At 70.0% G+C, this 21,379-nt stretch carries 15 protein-coding genes; 4 read left to right on the top strand and 11 right to left on the bottom strand.

Annotation, left to right across the window (positions count from 1 at the left end):
* Positions 1 to 42: 42 nt before the first annotated feature.
* A complete protein-coding gene (locus tag K8P10_RS00975) occupies positions 43 to 1,635 on the bottom strand; it encodes a hypothetical protein (RefSeq protein WP_224779943.1) in 1,593 nt (530 codons plus the stop codon).
* 386 nt (positions 1,636 to 2,021) lie between these two features.
* Positions 2,022 to 3,167 (bottom strand): 5-(carboxyamino)imidazole ribonucleotide synthase, encoded by a 1,146-nt coding sequence (locus K8P10_RS00970; protein WP_224779942.1) that lies wholly within the window; start codon positions 3,165 to 3,167, stop codon positions 2,022 to 2,024.
* 201 nt (positions 3,168 to 3,368) lie between these two features.
* Here K8P10_RS00970 and K8P10_RS00965 point away from each other — a divergent pair, with 201 nt between their 5' ends.
* Positions 3,369 to 5,072, top strand: a complete 1,704-nt coding sequence (locus K8P10_RS00965; protein ID WP_224779941.1) for a DHA2 family efflux MFS transporter permease subunit — start codon at positions 3,369 to 3,371, stop codon at positions 5,070 to 5,072.
* Positions 5,065 to 5,670, top strand: coding sequence for a MarR family winged helix-turn-helix transcriptional regulator (locus K8P10_RS00960; RefSeq protein WP_224779940.1), 606 nt, complete (start codon positions 5,065 to 5,067; stop codon positions 5,668 to 5,670). The genes K8P10_RS00965 and K8P10_RS00960 overlap by 8 nt, the downstream gene beginning before the upstream one ends.
* A gap of 4 nt (positions 5,671 to 5,674) precedes the next feature.
* Here the strand turns inward: K8P10_RS00960 and K8P10_RS00955 are convergent, their stop codons facing one another.
* The 3 genes from K8P10_RS00955 to K8P10_RS00945 all read right to left on the bottom strand — a co-directional run bounded on the left by K8P10_RS00955 (position 5,675) and on the right by K8P10_RS00945 (position 8,235).
* A complete protein-coding gene (locus K8P10_RS00955; protein ID WP_224779939.1) occupies positions 5,675 to 6,385 on the bottom strand; it encodes an endonuclease/exonuclease/phosphatase family protein in 711 nt (236 codons plus the stop codon).
* A gap of 80 nt (positions 6,386 to 6,465) precedes the next feature.
* Entirely contained in the window at positions 6,466 to 7,284 is an 819-nt protein-coding gene (locus tag K8P10_RS00950; RefSeq protein WP_224779938.1) for an MOSC domain-containing protein, read from the bottom strand.
* A 15-nt stretch (positions 7,285 to 7,299) separates the two neighbouring features.
* Positions 7,300 to 8,235: a LysR family transcriptional regulator gene (locus tag K8P10_RS00945; RefSeq protein WP_224779937.1), complete on the bottom strand. Its 936-nt coding sequence runs from the start codon at positions 8,233 to 8,235 to the stop codon at positions 7,300 to 7,302.
* 123 nt (positions 8,236 to 8,358) lie between these two features.
* Between K8P10_RS00945 and K8P10_RS00940 the strand changes: the two genes are divergently transcribed.
* A complete protein-coding gene (locus tag K8P10_RS00940; protein ID WP_224779936.1) occupies positions 8,359 to 11,928 on the top strand; it encodes a bifunctional proline dehydrogenase/L-glutamate gamma-semialdehyde dehydrogenase in 3,570 nt (1,189 codons plus the stop codon).
* A gap of 183 nt (positions 11,929 to 12,111) precedes the next feature.
* Positions 12,112 to 13,608 (top strand): sodium/proline symporter PutP, encoded by a 1,497-nt coding sequence (gene putP / locus K8P10_RS00935; RefSeq protein WP_224779935.1) that lies wholly within the window; start codon positions 12,112 to 12,114, stop codon positions 13,606 to 13,608.
* 93 nt (positions 13,609 to 13,701) lie between these two features.
* Here the strand turns inward: putP and K8P10_RS00930 are convergent, their stop codons facing one another.
* The 6 genes from K8P10_RS00930 to K8P10_RS00905 all read right to left on the bottom strand — a co-directional run bounded on the left by K8P10_RS00930 (position 13,702) and on the right by K8P10_RS00905 (position 21,378).
* Entirely contained in the window at positions 13,702 to 14,514 is an 813-nt protein-coding gene (locus K8P10_RS00930) for a PP2C family serine/threonine-protein phosphatase (protein WP_224779934.1), read from the bottom strand.
* The gene (locus tag K8P10_RS00925; protein WP_224779933.1) at positions 14,511 to 16,118 is read right to left on the bottom strand and encodes a DUF5684 domain-containing protein; all 1,608 of its coding nucleotides are present in this window, start codon (positions 16,116 to 16,118) and stop codon (positions 14,511 to 14,513) included. Before K8P10_RS00925 ends, K8P10_RS00930 begins: the two co-directional genes overlap by 4 nt.
* A 91-nt stretch (positions 16,119 to 16,209) precedes the next feature.
* The gene (locus K8P10_RS00920) at positions 16,210 to 16,470 is read right to left on the bottom strand and encodes a hypothetical protein (protein WP_224779932.1); all 261 of its coding nucleotides are present in this window, start codon (positions 16,468 to 16,470) and stop codon (positions 16,210 to 16,212) included.
* A complete protein-coding gene (locus K8P10_RS00915; protein WP_224779931.1) occupies positions 16,467 to 18,995 on the bottom strand; it encodes a transglutaminase domain-containing protein in 2,529 nt (842 codons plus the stop codon). Before K8P10_RS00915 ends, K8P10_RS00920 begins: the two co-directional genes overlap by 4 nt.
* On the bottom strand, positions 18,992 to 20,368 hold the full coding sequence (locus K8P10_RS00910; RefSeq protein ID WP_224779930.1) for a DUF58 domain-containing protein: 1,377 nt from the start codon (positions 20,366 to 20,368) through the stop codon (positions 18,992 to 18,994). Before K8P10_RS00910 ends, K8P10_RS00915 begins: the two co-directional genes overlap by 4 nt.
* Positions 20,365 to 21,378: a MoxR family ATPase gene (locus K8P10_RS00905; protein ID WP_224779929.1), complete on the bottom strand. Its 1,014-nt coding sequence runs from the start codon at positions 21,376 to 21,378 to the stop codon at positions 20,365 to 20,367. Before K8P10_RS00905 ends, K8P10_RS00910 begins: the two co-directional genes overlap by 4 nt.
* Position 21,379: the final 1 nt, after the last annotated feature.

Here is a 21,379-nt window from a genome sequence, read left to right as displayed (position 1 = left end):
TCCCCAGGGTAGCGCGGCGGCGCGCACCCCGGGGAACGGCGCTCACCGCTTCGACGCGCGGTACCCCGCCTGGCGCGCAGCGCTCTCGGTGGTGAAGCACTCCTCAGGCTTCGTGCGCGAGTAGTAGGCGCCCCCGGGCACGTGATAGATCATCGAGTTCGCATTGCCCTTGATCGGCGCCCAGGTCGGGCAGTTCCACGCCGAGGAGGGCTTCGTACGGCTTGGATACGACACCTTCCCCGTCTGCGATGAGGTCTTGGACGCCGTCGTGTAACCCGACTTCGAACCCGTCACGGTGACGGAGATGCGGTGCCCGCGGTCTCCCGCTGCCACCCGGTATGTCGACTTCGTCGCGCCCGAGATGTTCTTTCCGCTCCGCTTCCACTGGTACTTCAGCTTCACCGGTTTCGGACTCCACGTTCCGGCGTTCGCGCGCAGGGTCGAACCGATCTTCGCCGCGCCCGAGACCGACACCTTGCCCGTCTTCAGCACACGAGGCACCGACTTCGACGCCGAAGTCTTGGTCGTGGTCACGTATCCGGACTTCGACCCGCGAACGGAGACGGTGAGCTTGCGCCCCGCATCGGCAGAGGTGATCTTGTACTTCGCCTTCGTCGCACCCCTGATGGCCTTGCCATCGCGGTTCCACTGGTACTTCACCGTGGAGGCCTTCGGCTTCCACGTGCCGACGGACGCCGAGACGGTGGATCCGACCTTCACACTGCCGCCGATCTTCGGAGCGGGGGCAGAGAACACCCGGAGCACCTTCGCCGTCTTCGCCGACGTCGCAGACGCGGTCGTGTAGCCGGCCTTCTTCCCCGTCACCTTGACGGTGATCGTCTTGCCAGCGTCAGCACTCCCGAGCTTCAGAGTCGCTTTCTTCGCCCCCGAGATCGCGCTGCCGTTCCGATACCACTGGTAGGTGAACCCGACGCCCGTCGCACCCCACTTCCCCGGCTTCGCCGTCAGCGTCGACCCGACGGCGGCCTTCCCTGAAATGCTGGGCTTCGCCGCAGTGAGCTTGAGGGCCTGCACGGGCCCGACGGCCGGCGAATCGCGCACGATCGAGGCATCGCCGCGCACGCCGGAGACGCGCACCTTCAGTCGCTGACCCACATCGGCGGCCTGCAGTACGTAACTGGCACCCGTCGCCCCCGGTATGGCTGCCGTACCGCGGAACCACTGGTAGGAGAGGCGGGCTCCGTGGGCCGCTCCGTCGACGGCCGTCGTGAGCGTCGATCCGAAGCGCACCTCACCGGTGACGGAGACCGTGAATTCCAACGGCTCGGGCTCAGGCTCAGGCTCGGGCTCAGGCTCAGGCTCAGGCGTGACGTCGTCGTCGCCCCCGCCTTCTGGCGTGTCCGAGTCCCCCTGACCGTTGACGCCGGCATCGGCGTCGGTCCCGTCAGCAGCACCCTGGGCGTGCGCTCCGGCCTGCGCATCGACTTCGGCGTCCGCCAGAGTCTCCTCCACTGGCGCGAACCCGTTCCCGGATTCGAAGACGGTGGTCGCACCGTCATCGGCCACGGCGGGTGCAGTGCCCCCGACAGCGAGACCGGTCAACAGCAGAGCCGCCGCGGTGGAGAGGGAGATGAGGCGCTGCCAGGAGGCAGGGCGCGCGACAGACTGATGCATGCGTTCTTCCGTTGTACGTCGTGATCAACAAGGTGCTGCCGTCTCACAACGAACACGGCTTCCTTATTATGCGGGAAGCCCGTGGTTTACGCTACACCTGCTGCAATGTTGAGCGGCCGCGGCGGTACCGCACCCGTCGCGTCCTCGCACCCGTCGCGTCCTCGAACCCGTCGCGTCTTCGAACCCCCCGTGACGCCACATCCCCGGCCGGAGCACATTGAATTCACGCGAACACCCGAACTATCCCGGGATACGGGTGTGCCCGCGTACACTCCATGTGCCCGCGCGAAGATCATGTGCCCCGGCGGGCGCGCCGGGCGAGGGCGACAGCGCTGGGCAGGCGGGCACCTCGCGACGGCCACGCCCACCACGCCCCGTTCAGTCGATCAGTCGAACAGGGCCGCGGCCGCCTCGGCCTCCGCGCGCACCTCGGCGAGATCGTCACCGGTCACCGTCACGTGGCCGACCTTGCGCCCCGGGCGGGACTGCTTGTCGTAACTGTGCACCTTGGCGCGCGGGTGCGCCGCGAGCACGTCGGCGTAGCGGACGGGCATCGGCCCTTCCTCTGGCCCGCCGAGCACGTTCATCATGACGACGGCCGGCGCGGCCATCGACGTGTCGCCGAGCGGCAGGTCGGTGACAGCGCGGAGGTGCTGCTCGAACTGGCTCGTCACGGACCCCTCGATGGAGAAGTGGCCGGAGTTGTGCGGCCGCATCGCGAGCTCGTTCACGAGGACGCGTCCGTCTCGGGTTTCGAACATCTCGACCGCGAGTACTCCGGTGACACCCACGCCCTCGGCAACCGTCGCGCCGATCCGCGCGGCCTCGTCGAGGGCCTTCGGGTCGGCGACGGGGGCCGGGGCAAGTACCTCAGCGCACACGCCGTCGCGCTGGATCGTCTCCACGACCGGCCAGGTGCGCGATTCACCAGAGGGCCGACGCGCCACGAGCTGCGACAGTTCGCGGGTGAAATCCACGAGCTCTTCGACGAGCAGGCGGCCACCCCGGCCATCCTCGGCGAGTGCCGTGAACCAGTCGCGAACCTCGTCGGCAGCCGAGACGACGCGCACGCCCTTCCCGTCGTAGCCGCCGCGGGCGGTCTTCACGACCGCCCTGCCGCCGTGCAGGCCGATGAAGTCGTCGAGGTCGGCCTCGTCTGCGACGGCCCGCCAGGCAGGGATCGGGACGCCGAGCTCGGCGAGCTTCTCACGCATCAGGATCTTGTCCTGCGCATACTGCAGCGCGTCCGGGCGCGGGTGGACGGCGGTCCCGCGCCGCTCCAGCTCGCGGAGAATCTCGCCGGGCACGTGCTCATGGTCGAACGTGACGACGTCGACGGTCTCGGCGAACGCATAGACCGTCTCGGGGTCGCGGTAGTCGCCGACCGCATCGGCGGCGCGGGCGGCGCTCATGCCCTCGGCCTCGGCGAGCACACTGATCCGCAGCCCGAGGTGGATCGCCGGGGGCACCATCATGCGAGCCAGCTGCCCGCCCCCGATCACGCCGACCCTGATGACACCGGTCTCCGCCATGCTCCGCCTCTCGTGGTGCGCTCGACTGGACACCCCTATTCTGCCGCATGACCGGGGGCCGGGCGATCCGGATCCTGTACATCGCCCCAGAAGGTTGATTTGCGTCAACCAAACGCCTATAGTTGATCTTCGTCAACGAATCACGGCGACCATCCCGCATCCTCGCCGCCCCACTCTGCTCCCGAAGGATTCCACCCTCAGATGACCAGTTCCCCCGCGAACGCCGCACCCAGCGGCCTCCTCGTCGGACGCGCGAAGAACCTCGCGCTCGCCGGCCTCTTCCTCAGCATGTTCGTGACGATGATCGCCATGAACGTCGTCGGCACGTCGATGCCGATCATCATCGCCGACATCGGCGGCTCGCAGGCGTCGTTCACCTGGGTGATCATGGCCACCACGCTCGCCTCGGCCATCTCGACCCCGATCTGGGGCAAGCTCGCCGACCTCACGAGCAAGAAGGTGCTCGTGCAGACCTCGCTCGTCATCTTCACGGTCGGCTCGATCGTCGCGGGCATGGCGCAGGATCCGTCGTGGCTCATCGCCTGCCGCGTGTTCCAGGGCCTCGGTGCCGGCGGTATGGGAGCACTCGGCCAGATCGTGCTCGCCGAGATCGTGAGCCCCCGCGAACGCGGCAAGTACATGGGCATCATCGGTGCCGTCATGGCGGTCGCGACGGTTGCCGGGCCGCTCGTCGGCGGCCTGCTCACCGACACCATCGGCTGGCGCTACAACTTCTACGTCGCCGTGCCGATCGCGATCGTCGCCATCGTGATGCTGCAGTACACCCTGCACCTGCACACCGAGAAGCAGAAGGTCAAGATCGACTACGCCGGAGCGTCGTTCATCTCCGTCGGCTTCTCCAGCCTCCTGATCTGGATCACCCTGGCCGGCACGGACTTCGACTGGTGGTCGTGGCAGACGGGCCTCATGGTCGGCGTCGGCGTCGGCGCCCTCCTCATCGCGATCTTCGTCGAGCTGAAGGCGGAGGAGCCACTGATCCCGCTCACCCTCTTCAAGAACCGCACCTTCACGCTCTCAGTGATCGCCAGCATCGCCGTCGGCATGGTGATGTTCGCGACGGTGGTCTACCTCAGTCAGTACATGCAGCTCGCACGCGGTCGCTCCGTCATCGAGTCGAGCCTCCTGACGCTCCCCATGATGCTCGGCGTGCTCGGTTCGTCCACGATCGTGGGCCAGCTCATCAGTCGCAGGGGCAACTGGAAGAGCTACATGGTGACGGGATCGGTGCTCCTCGTCATCGGTCTGGCGCTCATGGGCCAGCTGCGTTACGACACCCCCTACTGGATCGCCGAGGTCTCCATGTTCGTGCTCGGCTGCGGCGTGGGCATGACGATGCAGAATCTCGTGCTCGTGGTGCAGAACACGGTGTCGCCGAACCAACTCGGGGCGGCGAGCGCGGGCGTGACCTTCTTCCGCACGCTCGGCGGCAGTGCCGGCATGTCGGTCATGGGCACGATCCTGGCCCACGAGGTGGAGAGCCTGATCTCCGATGGTATGACGAAGCTCGCCGCGTCGAACCCGGCCGCTCTCGAGGGAGCGGAAGCCCTCAAGGGCGGTGCGATCCCGAAGATCGCCGAACTCTCCGGTCCGCTGCGGACGGTCGTCGAGTCCTCGTACGGCGAAGCGATCGGACACGTCTTCCTCGCCGTCTCCCCCGTCGCCGTGATCGCGCTCATCGCCATCGCGTTCCTGCCGAACCTGCCGCTCAGCACGAAGACCAACGCCGAGCGCCTGTCCGAGGAGCGCAGTGCCGTCGAAGAGCAGGCGTCGGAGCTTTTCGAGGTGAGCACCGGCACGATCCCGGTCGTCGATCCCGCGGATCACGACGGCTCGCGGTCGTCCGCCACGACGCGCGACCAGCGGACCGGCGGCCCGAATGCGTGAGCGCGAGCCGGGTGCCGCCGTCGACGGCGCGGCACCCGGCGATGACGCCGATCACACCATCAGCGAGATCATCGCCGAGTTCTCCGAGGTCTTCGCGTTCGCGCGCACCCGGTGGGCCTGGTACGCCGAAGAGGTGCACCCCGATCTCAAGGGCGTCGGCATGATGGTGCTGCAGACGATCCTGCGCAAGGGTCCGATCACGGCGACCGAGCTCACGCAGATGCTCGACATGGACAAGGCGGTCGTGAGCCGCCAGGTCTCGAAGCTCCGTCAGCTCGGCCTCATCGACGCCGAGCCTTCGGCGGAGGATCGTCGCGTCACCCGCCTCTCGGTCAGCCCCGAGGCGACGCACACGCTCGACGACATCCGCAGCCGCATCGACCACGCCTACCAGCAGCAGTTCGCGGGCTGGAGCGAGGGCGAGCTCGAAGGGCTCCGTGCGGCGCTCCACCGCTTCAACGGGACGGCGCACGGCGCCGAACGCCCCGAGTGGCCGCTGCACCGGTGCGGCAAGAGCGGTGCGTCACCGAGCGGCGACACCGACGCCGAAGCGGCCGACGGCGCCGACGCGGCAGACGCCGCGAGTCGCCAGGGCTGACGGCTCAGGCGAGAACCGCCACCGGCTCCTCCTCGGCAACCGGCTCGCCCCGGAGGGCGGCGGAGACGAGGATCGGCAGGTGGTCCGAGCTGCCGCGGTCGAGAGTGCGCACGCTACCGATGTCGAGACCGATCGACGTCGCGAAGTCGAAGTGGCCGCGGAACATCTTGTACCGCGTGTAGGTGCGCTTGTCGCTGAGCGACAGATCGTAGCCCGTCTCGCGCATCTCCCGGCCGAGCCGCGACTGGTAGACGGGGTAGTTGTAGTCGCCCACCATGAGCGCAGGCAGTCCGGGGCCGAGCAGCTTGAGCTCGGCGAGGGCCGCGTGGATCTGGTGCCGACGCAACGAGTTCAGAGCGGTCAGCGGGGCGGCGTGGAACGAGGCGACGATGATGTCGCGCTCCAGTTCGGCGTCGTGGATGCGCGCACCCAGCAGACGCTCGTGCGCCGGGGCGAGCAGCCGGTCGTGCAGCGACTTCTTCAGCTGGAACGTGTGCGCCGCCCGCGCGTGGAACCGATCTTCACGCACGTACATGGCGAGCCCCAGGCGGTTCTTCTCGGTCGCGTGGAGCAACCGCAGATGTCCGAGGTGGCTCGGCAGCGACACCGCTTCCGCCTCCTGCAAGCAGAGCACGTCGACGTCGTGATCGTCGGCGAGCGCGCCGATCTCCGTGACGGCGCGGTTCTTTCGCAGGTTGTAGCTGATGACCTTCATAGCGAGTCTGGCTCCCTCCCACGACCGGCGTTCCCGGCCGCGCTGTGCTTCACGTTACGCGCTTTTTTCTGCGGATTCACTCAGATCACGCTGACCGTATCCCCCACGCGGATCGTTCCACCGCCCGCGATCGGCAGCAGCATGCGACCCAGCGTGGGCCGCTGCTGACCGACGTTTCGCGTCAGCGTCGTGAGGACCGGAACGTTCCGCTCGCCCGTATCGGGGTCAGCGTGCGTGGCGAGACAGCGGACGATCGGGATATCCGCCCGGAATCGTACGTCCCCGATCCGGATCTCGCGGCCTTCTTCCCACTCGAGCTCCTCCCATGCGCTGAACCCGTCGACCACGACGTTCGACCGGAAGCGACGATCGTCGATGCGGGAGCCGCTGTCGGAATCGGAGCCGAGCGCCGCGGCGAGCGCGGCGACGCTGGCGGTCGCGTGCAACGACACGTACCCCCGCGGGTCGTCCTGGAACCGGGAGGTGACTCCGTCGCCGAGGAGCGTGAGCGGCAGCCGCCCGGCGTGCTCGAGGCGCGGCCCCTGCGGCGAGTCGCGGACGAACGCGGTGACGGCCGCCACGAGCGCCTCGCGGCCGGCATCGTCGAGGCCCGCCTCGACGAGGGTGTTTTCCCCGCGCCGGATCGTGATCCGTCGCGCCTCGTCGTCGACCGTGAGACGGAGCTGCGCGAGCGCGGGGAAGTCTTGGAGGGCGAGTCCTTTCGTCTTCGGCCAGTACTCGAGCCCGTCGCGTGCTTCCGGTTCCACGGCGTCTGCGAAGCGGAATGCGAGCGTTCGGTCACCCCTGATACGTCCGTCCGCCTGCACCTCGAGCACCGGCAGTGCCTCGGGCGTGAACCCTTTCACGGGGTGGCGGAACAGCGCAGTCACTCGAGCCATGGCCGCTATTCTGCCCTATCCGGCCGCGGCGGCCTCCGCGCGGACCTCGAGGTCGGCGGCGACGACGGAGAGGACACTCCGGACGGCGGCCAGTGCGGGGTGCCCGCCACTCGACTCCCTGGCGGCGGTGAAGAGCGCGCGGTGCGGTCGTCCGGCCAGGTCGATGAGGCGCACTCTCGGACGATCCTGGGCGTGCACGAGTCCTGGCAGGATCGCCACGGCGTTGCCCGACTCAATGAGACGCACGTGCGCCTGCAGATCCGCCGTCTCGAATCTGACGTCCGGCTCGAACCCCGCATTGCGGCAGGCCTGCTCGGCGAAGTGGCGGGATGCGGCTCCGCGCGGTTCCATGACCCAAGGGAGGCCGGCGGCCTGCTCGATGCGCGTGACACGGTCGAACTCTTCGCCGACGGTGCCGCGCCAGGGGACGGCGAGCCGGATCGGGTCCGTCGTCAGGATCTCGCGGTCGAGCCCCGCGAAGTGGGCGGCGGCGTGGTGCGGGTACTGCTCCGCGACCACGAGGTCGAACGAGCGGGCCCAGGTCTCGCGGAGCGCGGTCTCCGGTTCGTACTGCACCATCTCCACCCGGAGTGAGGGATACGCGTCGCGGAGCATCCGGAGGGCGCGCGGCATGATGGCGAGGACGGCGGTCTGGAAGACGGCGATCCGGATCGATCCGGACAGCTCGGTGCGCCCGCGGTGCAGTTCGGCCTCCGCGCGCTCGAGGCCTGCCAAGAGCTCGGCCGTTTCCGCCACGAGCCCCTCTGCCGCGGCCGTCAACTCGAGGGTCCGTCCGACCTTGCGGAAGAGCGGCACTCCCGCCTCGCGTTCGAGCTGCCCGAGCTGCTGCGAGACGGCCGAGGGGGTGTAGTTCAGTGCTTCGGCGACGGCCGCGACGGTGCCCCGCGCGTCCAGCTCCCAGAGCAACCGGAGACGACGCATTTCCAGCACCTGCGCACCCCGCAATCATGTAGTCACACTTCACCTTAATCGGCAATATCGGTAACTTTACTTGAGGGATTCGAGGTCGCAAACTGGGGGCATTCCCCTATACCGACGTTCGAGAGGCCTGCCGTGAGCACTGTCGCCCTTACCGCAACCCATATCCGCCCGCAAGACCTCGCGGATGATGCCATCGCGCTCGTGCGCCGCTGGCTCACGGAAGCGGCGGAGGTTCCGGCCGATGCCTCGGCCGAGCGCCTCGCCGGCGTGCTGCGCGACCCCAATGGACTCGACTTCACCGTCGGCTTCGTCGACGGCGTCGTGCGCCCCGAAGACCTCAAGGCCGCGGCGAAGAAGCTCTCCGAGCTCGTGCCCCTGACCCCGAAGTTTCTGGCGAGCCCGCTCCGCGGCGCCATCGGGCTCGGGGGCGCATTCGCCCGCCCGCTGCCCCAGGTCGTCGTGCCGATCGCGCGGAAGGTGCTGCGCCAGATGGTGAGCCACCTCATCATCGATGCCACCGACTCGAAGCTCGGCCCGGCCATCGCGAAGATCAAGCGCGACGACGTCAGACTGAACATCAACCTGCTCGGCGAGGCGATCCTCGGCGAGCACGAGGCCGAGCGCCGCCTTGCAGGCACCCACCGCCTGCTCGACCGCCCCGATGTCGACTACGTCTCCATCAAGGTCTCCTCCACTGTCGCGCCCCACAACCACTGGGCCTTCGACGAGGCGGTCGACCACATCGAGCAGCAGCTCGTGCCGCTCTTCGCGAAGGCCGCACAGGCGACTCCCCAGAAATTCATCAACCTCGACATGGAGGAGTACAAGGACCTCGACCTCACGATCGCGGTCTTCAAGCGCATCCTCGACCGCCCCGAGTTCGCGACACTCGAAGCGGGTATCGTGCTGCAGGCCTACCTGCCCGACGCACTCGGCGCCATGATGGACCTGCAGGACTGGGCGGCGGAGCGCGTCGCCGCCGGCGGCGCGCCGGTCAAGGTGCGCGTCGTCAAGGGCGCGAACCTGCCGATGGAGCAGGTCGACGCCGCGATCCACGGCTGGCCGGTCGCCACCTGGGGGTCGAAGCAGGACTCGGACACCAGCTACAAGGCCGTGCTCGACTTCGCACTCGCCCCCGAGCGAGTGAAGAACGTGCGCATCGGAGTCGCCGGCCACAACCTGTTCGACATCGCCCTCGCCTGGCTGCTCGCGAAGGCCCGCGGCGCCCAGGACGGCATCGAGGTCGAGATGCTCCTCGGCATGGCCACCGGGCAGGCGGAGGCCGTGAAGCGCGAGGTCGGCTCGCTGCTGCTCTACACGCCCGTCGTGCACCCTGAGGAGTTCGACGTCGCCATCGCCTACCTCATCCGCCGTCTCGAGGAGGGCGCGAGCCAGGAGAACTTCATGTCCGCCGTGTTCGAGCTCAACGACAGCACCGAGCTGTTCGAGCGCGAGAAGAGCCGCTTCCTGGCGTCACTCGAGGACCTCTCGGGCATCACGGCGGACGGCGACCCCGAGCACTTCTCGGTGCCGCGGCCGAATCGCGATCAGGATCGCCGCGCGTACGACGCCGAGGGCGCCGAAGCCCGCATCGCCGAGCTCACCGACGGCGGATACGACGCCTTCCAGAACACCCCGGACACCGACCCCGACCTGCCGAGCAACCGCGCCTGGGGTCGGGAGATCGCGAACCGCATGGTCGACTCGACGCTCGGCACCGACCTCGTCGAGTCGTCCCGCATCTCGGACGAGCAGGAGCTCGAGGCCGCGATCACCCGCGGTATCGCCGCAGCCGACGAGTGGCAGGCGCTGAGCGCCGACGAGCGCGCCCGCATCCTCCACCGCGCGGGCGAGAAGCTCGAGGAGCGTCGCGCAGCGCTGCTCGAGGTCATGGGCTCGGAGTGCGGCAAGACGCTCGACCAGGGCGACCCCGAAGTCAGCGAGGCCATCGACTTCGCCCACTACTACGCAGCCCTCGGCCAGGCCGTCACACAGGTCGACGGTGCCGTGTACCAGCCGAAGAAGCTCACCGCCGTCATTCCACCGTGGAACTTCCCGACCGCAATCCCCGCCGGCGGTGCCCTCGCCGCGCTCGCCGCGGGGTCATCGGTGATCTTCAAGCCCGCTTCGGCATCGGCCCGCACCGGTGCCGTCATGATCGAGGCGCTCTGGGAGGCCGGTGTGCCGCGCGACGTGCTGCAGTACGTCCAGTTCGCCGGGCGCGAGCTCGGATCGAAGCTGGTCGCTGACGAGCGCGTCGACCGCCTCATCCTCACCGGCGCGTACGAGACCGCGGTCAGCTTCCGCGAGCTCCGCAAGGACCTGCCGATCCTCGCCGAGACGAGCGGCAAGAACGCGATCATCGTCACCCCGGACGCAGACCTCGATCTCGCCGCGAAGGACGTCGCGCAGTCGGCGTTCGGCCACGCCGGCCAGAAGTGCTCGGCCGCATCGCTCGTGATCCTCGTCGGTTCGGTGGCCACGTCGAAGCGCTTCAGGCGCCAGCTCATCGATGCCGTCGAGTCGCTGAAGGTCGGCACCCCCGACCAGCTCGAGACCCAGATGGGACCGATCATCGCGGCCCCCTCGGGCAAGCTCCTCCGCGGGCTCACCACGCTCGGCGCCGGAGAATCCTGGATCGTGCGCCCGAAGCCGGTCACCGACGCCGGCCCGCTCTCAGTGGACGCCGACGGCCAGGAGAAGCTCTGGACTCCCGGCGTGCGCGACGGCGTCCGCCGCGGATCCGAGTACCACCTCACCGAGTACTTCGGCCCGATCCTCGGCATCATGACCGCGAAGACCCTCGACGAGGCGATCGACATCGTCAACGAGATCGAGTACGGCCTCACGAGCGGCCTCCACTCCCTCGACCGCGCCGAGATCGCGCACTGGCTCGAGCGCATCGAAGCCGGCAACGCCTACGTGAACCGCGGCATCACGGGCGCCATCGTGCGTCGCCAGTCGTTCGGCGGCTGGAAGAAGTCGGCGATCGGCGCAGGCACGAAGGCCGGCGGCCCGAACTACCTGCACGGTCTCGGCGACTGGACGGACGCGCCGGTGCGGAGCGAGCTCCGCGCGCCGCGCCGCGCCGCCGCATCGCTCGTGGTGGCCGCGCAGCAGGCCGGCGTCTCTGGCGACGAGCTCGAGTGGCTGCGCGCCGCGGTGAGCTCGGACGCCCACGCGTGGGACGACGAGTTCGGCATCGCGCGCGACGCCTCGCAGCTCGGACTCGAGCGGAACCTGCTCAGGTACCGGCCCGTTCCCGTCACGATCCGCATCGCCGCAGACGCCCCGCTCCACCACACGCTGCGCGCCATCGCGGCCGGACTCGCGGCGAACGCGAACCCGACCGTGAGCTCCCCCGTCGCGCTGCCGCAGCCGGTGCTCGAGGCGCTCAGCACCGCGCACGTGACCGTCCACTTCGAAGATGAGAACGCGTGGAAGCAGCGGGTCACCCGCATGGCGGCGCAGGATGGACCGCACGCCAGCGAGCGCATCAGGGTCGTTGCAGGGGCATCCCGCGAGGAGCAGGTCGCCCAGGTGTTCCGCGCCGCGAACGGCAAGCCAGACATCGCCGTCTACGGCGGTGAGGTCGTCTCCGCCGGACGCGTGGAAATGCTGCCCCACCTGCACGAACAGGCCGTCTCCATCACGGCGCACCGCTTCGGTACGCCGAGCCGCATCTCGGAGGGAGTGCTCTAACCACGCACGAGTACGGGAGGGGTGGCCGAGTCTCCACCCCTCCCGTGTCACAAAACAGACTCGATTTCGCTTCCCGTGGTCCGTGGGAACTGAAATCGGCGCCGTACCTGGCACGCTAGTGATGCCGCTCACGCCTGTGGGGCATCGGACAGTACACGACGGACCCTCAGAAAGGGGACACTGATGTCCAACCAAGTCTGGCTCTTCATCGCGCTGGGGATCTACTTCGTCGCGATGCTCCTCATCGGCTACCTGGCATACCGCCGGACCTCGGGCCATGAGGACTACATGCTCGGCGGGCGAAACCTGCCGCCGTGGGTCGCGGCGCTCAGCGCGGGTGCCTCTGACATGTCCGGCTGGCTCATCATGGGCCTTCCCGGAGCCATCTACCTCGCGGGCCTGATCGAAGCGTGGATCGCCGTCGGCCTGACCCTCGGCGCCTACTTCAACTGGCTGGTCGTGGCACCGCGTCTGCGGGCGTACACGCAGGTGGCGCAGAACTCGATCACGATCCCGAGCTTCTTCGAGAACCGTCTGCGCGACAAGACCCGGCTGCTCCGGGTCGTCTCGAGCATCATCATTCTCGTGTTCTTCACGTTGTACGTCTCGTCGGGAATGGTCGCCGGCGGCGTCTTCTTCCAGAGCGCGTTCGACGGCGACTACATCTGGGGCATGGTCATCGTGACCGCGGTGACACTCGCCTACACGCTCTTCGGGGGCTTCCTGGGTGCATCGCTCACCGACGTCGTCCAGGGCCTCATGCTCGTGACCGCCATCGTGCTCGTGCCGATCATCGCCGTCTTCTCGGTCGGAGGTTTCGGCGAGGCGATGTCGCTCGTCCGCACCCTGGAGCCCACCCACTTCGATATCTTCGGCGGAACCGGCCTGACCTCCGTCACGGTGATCGGAGTCCTCTCCGGCCTCGCCTGGGGTCTCGGCTACTTCGGCCAGCCGCACATCATCGTCAGATTCATGGCGCTGCGCTCACCGCAGGAGGCGAAGAGCGCACGCCGTATCGGCATCACCTGGCAGGTCCTGTCGCTGTCGGGTGCCGTGTTCGCCGGTCTCGTGGGCGTCGCCTACGTCGCGCAGAACAACATCGACCTCGCCGATCCCGAGACGATCGTGCTGATGATGTCTCAGGCGCTGCTCCACCCGCTGTTCGCCGGCTTCGTCCTCGCCGCCGTGCTCGCCGCGATCATGAGCACGTTCTCGAGCCAGCTCATCGTGTGCTCGTCCGCGCTGGTGGAGGACCTGTACAAGGTCCTCAAGAAGACGCCGCCCGCTGAGAAGAACCTCGTGCTGCTCGGCCGCCTCTGCGTGCTCGGCGTCGCAATCATTGCGGCGCTCCTCGCAGTGAGCCCGAACGACTCGATCCTCGGCCTCGTGAGCTTCGCCTGGGCAGGCTTCGGCGCCTCCTTCGGACCGATCGTGATCCTCAGCCTGTACTGGCGCAAGCTCACCAACTGGGGCGCACTCGCCGCGATGGTCGTCGGAGCGGTCACGGTGTTCGTCTGGAGCAACCTCGAGCGCGGCCTGTTCGACCTCTACGAGCTGCTGCCCGGCTTCATCCTCGCGACCCTGACCGCGGTCGTCGTCAGCCTGGCGACGTACCGTCGCGACGAGAACATCGAGAACGAGTTCACGGAGACGGAGAGTCTGCTCGTCGTCCAGAAGTGACACCGTCGCCGGCGCGAACGCCGGCATGCTGAACCGCGAGCCCGCCCGGCGCCCCGAGCACCGGGCGGGCTCGCGGCGTTCGGGCGGAGCGGATCAGCGCCCGGACGCGTCGCGCGTCGCGTCGTCGGCGGTGTCCACGAACGACGAGTCCCACGACTGAGCGTCGGTCCCACCGGTGTCGGGGGGCGGCTCGAGTGCGAACAGGGTGTCGACCACCACGACGCTGATGTTGTCGTGGCCTCCGGCCTCGCACGCGCGCTGCACGAGTTCATCCGCGACGGACTCGGGTCGTCCGCCGACGGTGAGTACGCCGCGCAGCTCCTCGTCGGTGAGCTCATTGGTGAGCCCGTCCGAGCATACAAGGATACGGTCCCCCGTCTGCATGGGCAGCAGCCAGGAATCGTGCCGCGAGTCCCCGGCGCCGAGGGCTCGCGTGATCACGTTGCGCGGCACGTCCGCGGCCTCGGAGCGCCCGGCCGCCTCCAACTCGGCGAAGAGGGAGTGGTCCGACGTGAGCTGCGTGAACGCTCCGCCCCGCAGCAGGTAGACCCGCGAGTCGCCCACGTTGACCACGTACCAGCAGGGGAAGCCGTCGTGCTCGCACCGGATCACGCCGGACAGCGTGGTGCCCGCGCCGCGGGAGGTCGTCCGGGAGACGTCCAGCACCGCAGCGCGCGCACGCTCGATCGCGTACTCGATGGCCGGGAGCGCGGCCGGGCGGCCGAGCTCCTCCGCGAAGACCGACACAGCCGCCTGGCTCGCGAGATCGCCGGCCTCGTGGCCGCCGAGTCCGTCCGCGACGAGGAAGTACGGATCCTCCGCGATCACGGAGTCTTCGTTCACCGTCCGGTGCATGCCCACGTGCGATCGCGCGGCTGCGGCGACCCGGGGTTCCTGCTCGCTCACTCGGCGCTGCCCTCTCGTGTGAGCACGACGCGCATCGTGCCGATGATGAGTCGACGGGTCGCGACGGTCGCGGTGCGCGGTGCGACGTCCTCCTCGCGGCCGTCCTCGTGCACGAGGGCGACGCCGTTCGTCGAGTCGAGATCCTCGATCGTCCACACCTCGCCCGAGCGGCGCAACCGCGCGTGGGACTTGGACAGCGTCCGGCTCGGATCGGGAATCGCGACGGCGGGAACCCCGTCTGCCGAGGGCTTCCGCCCGATCACGACATCGTCGGCCGGGAGGGGGATCGTCGTGCCGTCCTCCAGCTCGATGATCCAGCCCGTGGATCGCGGACGCCGAGCGACGACGGTCTGTTCGAGGTCGTCATCGAGACCTGCGAAGTCCTCGGACTCCGGAGCAGGCACCTCGGGGCCCTGAGCCGACCCGTCAGGTTCAGGTTCAGGCGCGCGGTGCACCGGCGGACGGAATCTCCGCGAGGGGTCGGTGGTCTCCGCCGGCGTGGCATCCGCGGAGGATGCGGGGCGCAACGGGGCTTCTCCAGGCGCCGCTGCGGCAGGCGCCTGAGCGTGCGGGGCCTGGGCCTGCGCTGCCGGCTCGGCAACGGGGTGCAGCGGAGGCGCGGACTCGGTTCCGCCGGGAGCAGGCTCCGCATCTCGGACCGGTTCGGGGCCCGGCCACGCGAACGCGCGCAGCGGGGTGGTCGGCCGGAGGGGCGCCTGCTGGGGCCGCTGCTCCTCTGCCGCGAGACGCGCGAACTCCTGCTCCGTCGTGAGTCCGAGCCACCACTCCCCCGGCCCCTGGGGTCCCGGTCGCCCCTGGCCGTCCGGGCGGTCTCGATCCGCTTCCGGGCGCAGCGAGGCCGGTGCGGCGGGCAGGTCACCGACGCCGAGTTCTCGCCAGGGCTCGTGCGGCGGGTCGGGCTGCTGCACCGGGCCGGCAGAGGCGGATGCAGCCGCATCGACCTCGCCGAGGAACGCCGGAGCGACCGACGGCGGCGTACTGTGCTGGGACCGGTACGGCTGCGGAACGGCGTCCGGCTGGGCCTGCTGCTGCGGGAGCCCGGGAAGTCCGGCGTGCGCAGCAGCCTCCGGAGCGACCGCCCGCTCACCGGCGCGGGCGTAGGTCGGAGCGGACTGCGGTGCGGCGGCCGGAGCCGCCTGCGGCACGAGCGGCTGCGTCAACGGTGCGTCCTCGCTCAGTTCGGCAGCGAGCAGGGTCGCCCAGAGCGGAGGCAGGAACGCGCCGAGCACCGTGTACTCGGCACCGACCCCCGCTGCACGGTTCAATCGGTGCATCGCGATGATGGAGCAGACGTAGGGCACGACGGCGACCACCGGGATCACGACGAGGACCGCGAGCCATCCCGGCAGGCCGGCGCGATCAAGCAGACGCCACTGGTTCCACACCGGGATCCACCCGGCCGACGCCGGGAGCCCGATGCGCGGGAAGAGCCGCGCGAGCGCCCAGAGGTACCAGACCAGCAGGGCGATGCCGACGAGCGACCAGATGGTCAGGATCGGCGCGAGCACTCCGGATAATCCCACCGCGTCACCCGATGGGCCCGGTGCGAGCGCGCGCGCCTGATCGCCGGCGACGTCGCACACGACTGATCACGGGATCGGCTCCTCACGGGCTGCAGCACATCACGAATCCATTACGCTGCCATGTTAGCGTGTCATCGCCGACCAGCGCGCATCAGCCGAATGCGAGACCGGCCACCACCCAGAGCCCGGTCACCGACACCGCGAGCACGACGAGTCCTCCCCCGAGGGCGACGGCGCGGTACCGCGCCGCGATGCGACGCGTGGTCGGCAGCGAAGCGCGATCGGCACGCTGGTTCAGCTGTTCCGTCGGGGCGGGATCGGGCGGCGGAGGTCCGATCCGCCCGCCGGCCTCGACCGACCCCGGCGCGGGCGTCTGCGTCTGCGGCGAGCGCGGGCCGTACACGGGCTTCATGCCGACCTCCTGTCGGTCCACCGCTCGCGGAGGCGGCGGACCAGTCGGGGCACGCCGAATGAGGCGAGGGAGCACGCTGCGCGGATCCTGCCCCAGCGTCCCGCCGCCCGCTTCCGGGCATCCAGCTCGTGGTCGACCGCGTCCCAGAGCGCATCGGCCTCGGCGGCAGCGACACTCTCGGGAGCGAAGACCGCTCGGTCGACGACCGCGACGAGTCGGTCGCCATCGGTCAGCGCGAGCCGGTACGCGAGGTCTCGCCTGGTCTCGGTGCGGGCGGCGACAGCGCCCTCCTGCCCGAGGTCGGACAGCCGGTCGACGAGTTCGTCCCAGGCTCCGAGCGCCCGCACCTCGGGGATGCGCGCTCGGCGCCTGGACGCGCGTCGCAGCGCCTTGACCGCGAGGATGAAGACGAACGGCAGCGCGAGGAGCAGGACGGCCGCGAGGGAGAGCCCGGCGATGCGTGCGGCCTCGAGCCATGCCGCCCAGTCCTCCGCCTCTTCCCGGTCGGCATCGTCAGTCTCGGAGTCGCTCGCGCCGATCGGCGGGTCGCTGACGGAGGCGTCGCGCTCCTCGGGGACCGTCGCGAACTCCGGGTACCGCTCCCCCTCGGTGAGGGTGCGCGGCGGTGTCTCCACCTGCGGCGTCACATCGAAGGGAGCCCACACCCCGTCGGCCCCGCGCGCCTCGACCCAGGCTCCGACGTGCTGCCCCGCGCAGGAGGCCTCGCACGCGGGAACACCGGGAACGCCCTCGTCGAGGCGCACCCCCACGACGACGCGCGAGTCGAAGCCCATGGCGCGCGCGACGAGCGCGGCGGCCGCGGCGAACTGCTCGTCATCGCCGATCCCCGCGACCAGCATCTCCGAGGTGGCGCCCTCTCCCGCCGTGCTCTGCTGTTCCGCGAGCTGTTCGAAGAGCGTCTCCAGCCGGGCGACGGAGTGCCCGCCAGGGCTGGTGACGAAGCGAGTGCCGTAGGTCTCGGAGAGCGGGACGAGCCAGTCGTTCTCCCCCTCGCCGTCCGTGAGCGAGTGACTCAGATAACCGCGCTCGCGCAGGCGCTCGATCGCCTGTGCGAGGCCCGGTCCGCTCGCGGGGAGCGCCTGCGCGCGGAGCCAGCGGTCGAGCTGCGGCATCGCCTCCAGGTCGATCCCCGGTTCAGTATGCGCCGGAGTGTCGTCGAGGGACGCATCGGCGACCGCGCTCATCGACGCCGTGAACGCGTCCCCGGGTCGCACGCCCGCACCGTTCGGCACCGCGATCCCGCTCCCCGCGGACCGATTGAGGTAGAAGCCGTCGGTCAGGTCGGCCGCGCGCGGACCCGAGAACTCGGGGGGTGCGGCGAGCGGCGGCGCGAGCGGCATCCAGATCCCGCGATACCCCTCGTCGAATCTGACTTGCACCTCGGTCGGATCCTCGACCCGGTCCCCCGTCGGGAACCGAGTGAAACGCCCCGTGTCCGCGACATCTCCGACGGAGAAATCGACACCGTCGAAACGGTCGAGCACCGCGAGTCTGAGTCGATGCGGGGCGGCACCGTCGACGGAGACCGAGAAAAGCGACTGGTCGTAGGCTCCGTCGCGCTTCCACGCCCGGTACGACGCGAGCGCACTCGTCTGCTCGCGAACGACGAGTTCCGGATCAACCCGGTCACGCGGTACCCGCCGGTCGTCGGCCGCGACGGTCGGTGCGAACGCCGCGCCCGCGGCCAGCGCCACGACGACGAGGGCCGCCCCGGCCAGGCCTCGCGCCGCACGGTTGCCCCGCACCCGGCGCACCGCCATCCGCGAGGTCGCTCGTGCCGAGGCGCGTCCGAGCCTAATGGCCCGTCGCCTCGCCGCTCCGGCCGACCACGCGACCCAGGCCGTCGCCACGGCTCCGGCTGCGAACCAGATCGCGAGCTCACGGGGAGCTGCGAGCTCCCAACCCTGCAGCACGAGGGGCTCACTGACCTCGGCAGGTCCGAACGCGGTGCCGAACGCCACCGGGAGGATCACCCCGACGGCCGCGACCGGCGCGGCTCGCCCTCCGCGGAGCGCGAGTGCCGTCGCGCCCGAGGCGGAGAGCATGACGGTGACGAGCAACGGGACGAGCACGGCCTGATACGTACCCACCGGGAGGTCGAGTGTGAGGAGCTGCTTCCAGCCCAGCGCGACCGCTGCGAGACCGTCGATGAGGCCGCGCAGGATGGCAGCGGCGTCGTCGAACGGCGTATCGGGTACGGCGAGCGGGACTACGACGATCGCGAACGCCGCGAAGAGTGCCGGGATCGTGAATGCGCCCCAGCGCCATCGGATCCCCGCCCAGGTGACGAGACCGGCGAGCAGCCCGCCGACGCCGACCGTGATCCACCGGAAGTCGGTGTCGTACAGCGGCTCGGCAGCGATCCCGGCGAACAGGATCACGGCGAGCACGAGCGCGGCGGCGCCGAGAGACGATCCGGCCGCTCGCGCTCGGCGCCCGGCTCGAGCCGGCACCCGCTCGCCGGATTCCGCGCCCGCGCGGTCGCGCACCTGCTCGGCGCTCATGCGCCGCCTCCCCTGAGGAGCAGTCTCGGCAGGTCGCTGAGCATGCCGACCGTGAGCACGGTGCAGGCGTCCGCACGCCGCGCATGCGGGTCGGCCAGAAGTTCGCAGCGGATCGCAATCACGGCGACGCCGGGGTCGAACGCGGTGGCGGCTCGCTGGAGTCGCGCCGCTGACGCACCGGACCCGGTGACGGCGAAGACCACCGAGAGCGGACGTCTGGACCTGGCGAGTTGACGGGTGAGCTCGTCGAGCGGACGCGCCTCCTCGTCGGCGTGGGCGAGTTCCGCCCAGGAGTCGAGCAGCATCGTCGACGTCTGGGCGGGGAGCTCCTCGAGTCCGTCGACGCTCGGGCGCACGCGCCCGGAGGACCACTGCGACGCGACGAAGCGCTCGCGCCCCTCGCGAACGGCCTGGAGCGACAGCGAGGCAGCGACGCTCACGCCGAGCTCGAACTCCTGACCGCTCCCGTATCCGGCCCGCACCGCATCGAAGAGGATCGCCGTGCGTGCCGTCTGTGACTCCTCGAACTGGCGCACCATGAGCACGCCGGTCTTGGCCGTCGACTTCCAGTGGATGTTCCGCCGTGCGTCGCCGTGGGCGTACTCGCGCACGGCGTGGAACGAGAGATCCGCGTCCGTCAGGCGGCGACTGGCCGCGCCCTCGAGGTCGCGGACGAGTCCGGCGGATCCCGGCGGGAGCGTCACCGTGCGGGGGTGCACGTGGACCAGGTGCCGGTCGCGCCATCTCGCTTCCCGATGCAGCAGGCCGAGCGGGTCGCGCCTGGACAGCGTGATCGGCCCCACTTCGAAGACCCCGCGCTCGGCGGCAGCGATCTCGACCGGCAACTGCACGGCCCCCCGCGGCCCGATGAAGGGGATCGCGAGCTCGCGCAGCGCCTCCCCCACCGGCAGGTCGGCGGTCGCGGGCAACGCTGGCCGCGCGCCGCCGTTCTCGACCTCGACCACGGCGCTGACCTCATCGCCGACCACCACCCGGTCACGGTCGATCACGATCCTGATGAGATAGGAGCGGCTCCCGGCGAGGAAGGGGACCGCCGTGACGAGCAGCACCGCCCCGACGACGGCGAGGAACGCCGCCTCGACCCAACCAGCACCGAGCGCGGCGCCCGTAGCCCCCAGCGTGGCGAGGATCACGAACCAGCCGGGGGCGGTGACCGTTCGCGTGACGCGGCGGACACGTCGCGTCACCCGCACCCGCGACCGACGCCACCAGCGCCGCAACCGCGTGCGGCGCGATGGAGCACCGCCCTGGCCCCCGCCCGCGCGCGTCGTGTCGCCCCAGCGGGTCGTCCCGATGGTGCGACCGCGCGTCCCGGTGGCGGAGACCGGCGCGCGCGAAGTCCTCGCTTTCACGCCCCTCCGTTCTCCTGGGGCACCTCGACGTCCATGAGCACCTGGCCGACGATCTGCTCGGCCGTAACGCCGTCGAACTCCGCCTCGGGCTCAAGGATGAGACGGTGCGCGAGCACAGGCACCGCGAGATCGCGGATGTCGTCAGGCGTGACGTAGTGGCGACCGTGCGCAGCAGCCCACGCCGAGGAGAGCCGGACGAGCGCCAGCGCGCCGCGGACGCTCGCGCCGAGCCGCACCTCGCTCGCTCGGCGCGTGGCCTCGACGAGTCGTACGGCGTAGTCGGCGACCAGAGAGCCGACGTGCGTGGTGGCCGCGAACCGCTGCGCCTGTTCGATGACGTTCGTCGAGGCGATGGGCTCGAGCGGCTCGCTCCGCCCACGCGCGCCCTGCAGGATCCGCATCATCGCCGCCTCGTCCGGGTATCCGACCGAGGTCTTGATCATGAACCGATCGAGCTGCGCCTCCGGAAGCCGGTATGTGCCGGCTTGCTCCACCGGGTTCTGAGTCGCAATGACGAGGAACGGAGTCGGCACGTCGTGCGAGGTGCCGTCGACCGTCACGCGACCCTCCTCCATGACCTCGAGCAGGGCGGACTGCGTCTTCGGGCTCGCTCGGTTGATCTCATCCGCGAGCACCACGTTCGCGAAGACCGGGCCGGCGTGGAACTCGAAGAGGCCGGCGCGCTGGTCGTACACCGAGATTCCGGTCACGTCGCTCGGCAGCAGGTCGGGCGTGAACTGGATGCGCGTCGAGGTGCCGTGGATCACCTGCGCCAGCGCCCGGGCGAGCGCGGTCTTGCCGGTGCCTGGCACGTCCTCGAGCAGCACGTGGCCCCCGGCGAGCACGCTCGCGAACACCAGCTCGATCACCCGTCGCTTGCCGTGGATGACCTCCGCGATGGCGTCGGAGCAGGCGTCGAACACCTGGGCCACCCACTGCGCCTGATCCGGCGTGATGACCGGCTGACGGGCGGCGTCGTCGGCCGTGGACTGCTGCGGCTCGGGGTTCATG

The sequence above is a fragment of the Leucobacter sp. Psy1 genome (assembly GCF_020096995.1).
Lineage (GTDB): Bacteria > Actinomycetota > Actinomycetes > Actinomycetales > Microbacteriaceae > Leucobacter.
Note: the sequence above shows the minus strand (reverse complement) of the source record. Positions and strands in the feature narration are given on the sequence as shown.

Excerpts from the sequence above, each read along its gene's own strand:
- K8P10_RS00975 (WP_224779943.1), bottom strand. The coding sequence starts at position 1,635 with ATGCATCAGTCTGTCGCGCGCCCTGCCTCCTGGCAGCGCCTCATCTCC.
- K8P10_RS00970 (WP_224779942.1), bottom strand. The coding sequence starts at position 3,167 with ATGGCGGAGACCGGTGTCATCAGGGTCGGCGTGATCGGGGGCGGGCAG.
- K8P10_RS00965 (WP_224779941.1), top strand. The coding sequence starts at position 3,369 with ATGACCAGTTCCCCCGCGAACGCCGCACCCAGCGGCCTCCTCGTCGGA.
- K8P10_RS00960 (WP_224779940.1), top strand. The coding sequence starts at position 5,065 with ATGCGTGAGCGCGAGCCGGGTGCCGCCGTCGACGGCGCGGCACCCGGC.
- K8P10_RS00955 (WP_224779939.1), bottom strand. The coding sequence starts at position 6,385 with ATGAAGGTCATCAGCTACAACCTGCGAAAGAACCGCGCCGTCACGGAG.
- K8P10_RS00950 (WP_224779938.1), bottom strand. The coding sequence starts at position 7,284 with ATGGCTCGAGTGACTGCGCTGTTCCGCCACCCCGTGAAAGGGTTCACG.
- putP (WP_224779935.1), top strand. The coding sequence starts at position 12,112 with ATGTCCAACCAAGTCTGGCTCTTCATCGCGCTGGGGATCTACTTCGTC.
- K8P10_RS00920 (WP_224779932.1), bottom strand. The coding sequence starts at position 16,470 with ATGAAGCCCGTGTACGGCCCGCGCTCGCCGCAGACGCAGACGCCCGCG.
- K8P10_RS00915 (WP_224779931.1), bottom strand. The coding sequence starts at position 18,995 with ATGAGCGCCGAGCAGGTGCGCGACCGCGCGGGCGCGGAATCCGGCGAG.
- K8P10_RS00905 (WP_224779929.1), bottom strand. The coding sequence starts at position 21,378 with ATGAACCCCGAGCCGCAGCAGTCCACGGCCGACGACGCCGCCCGTCAG.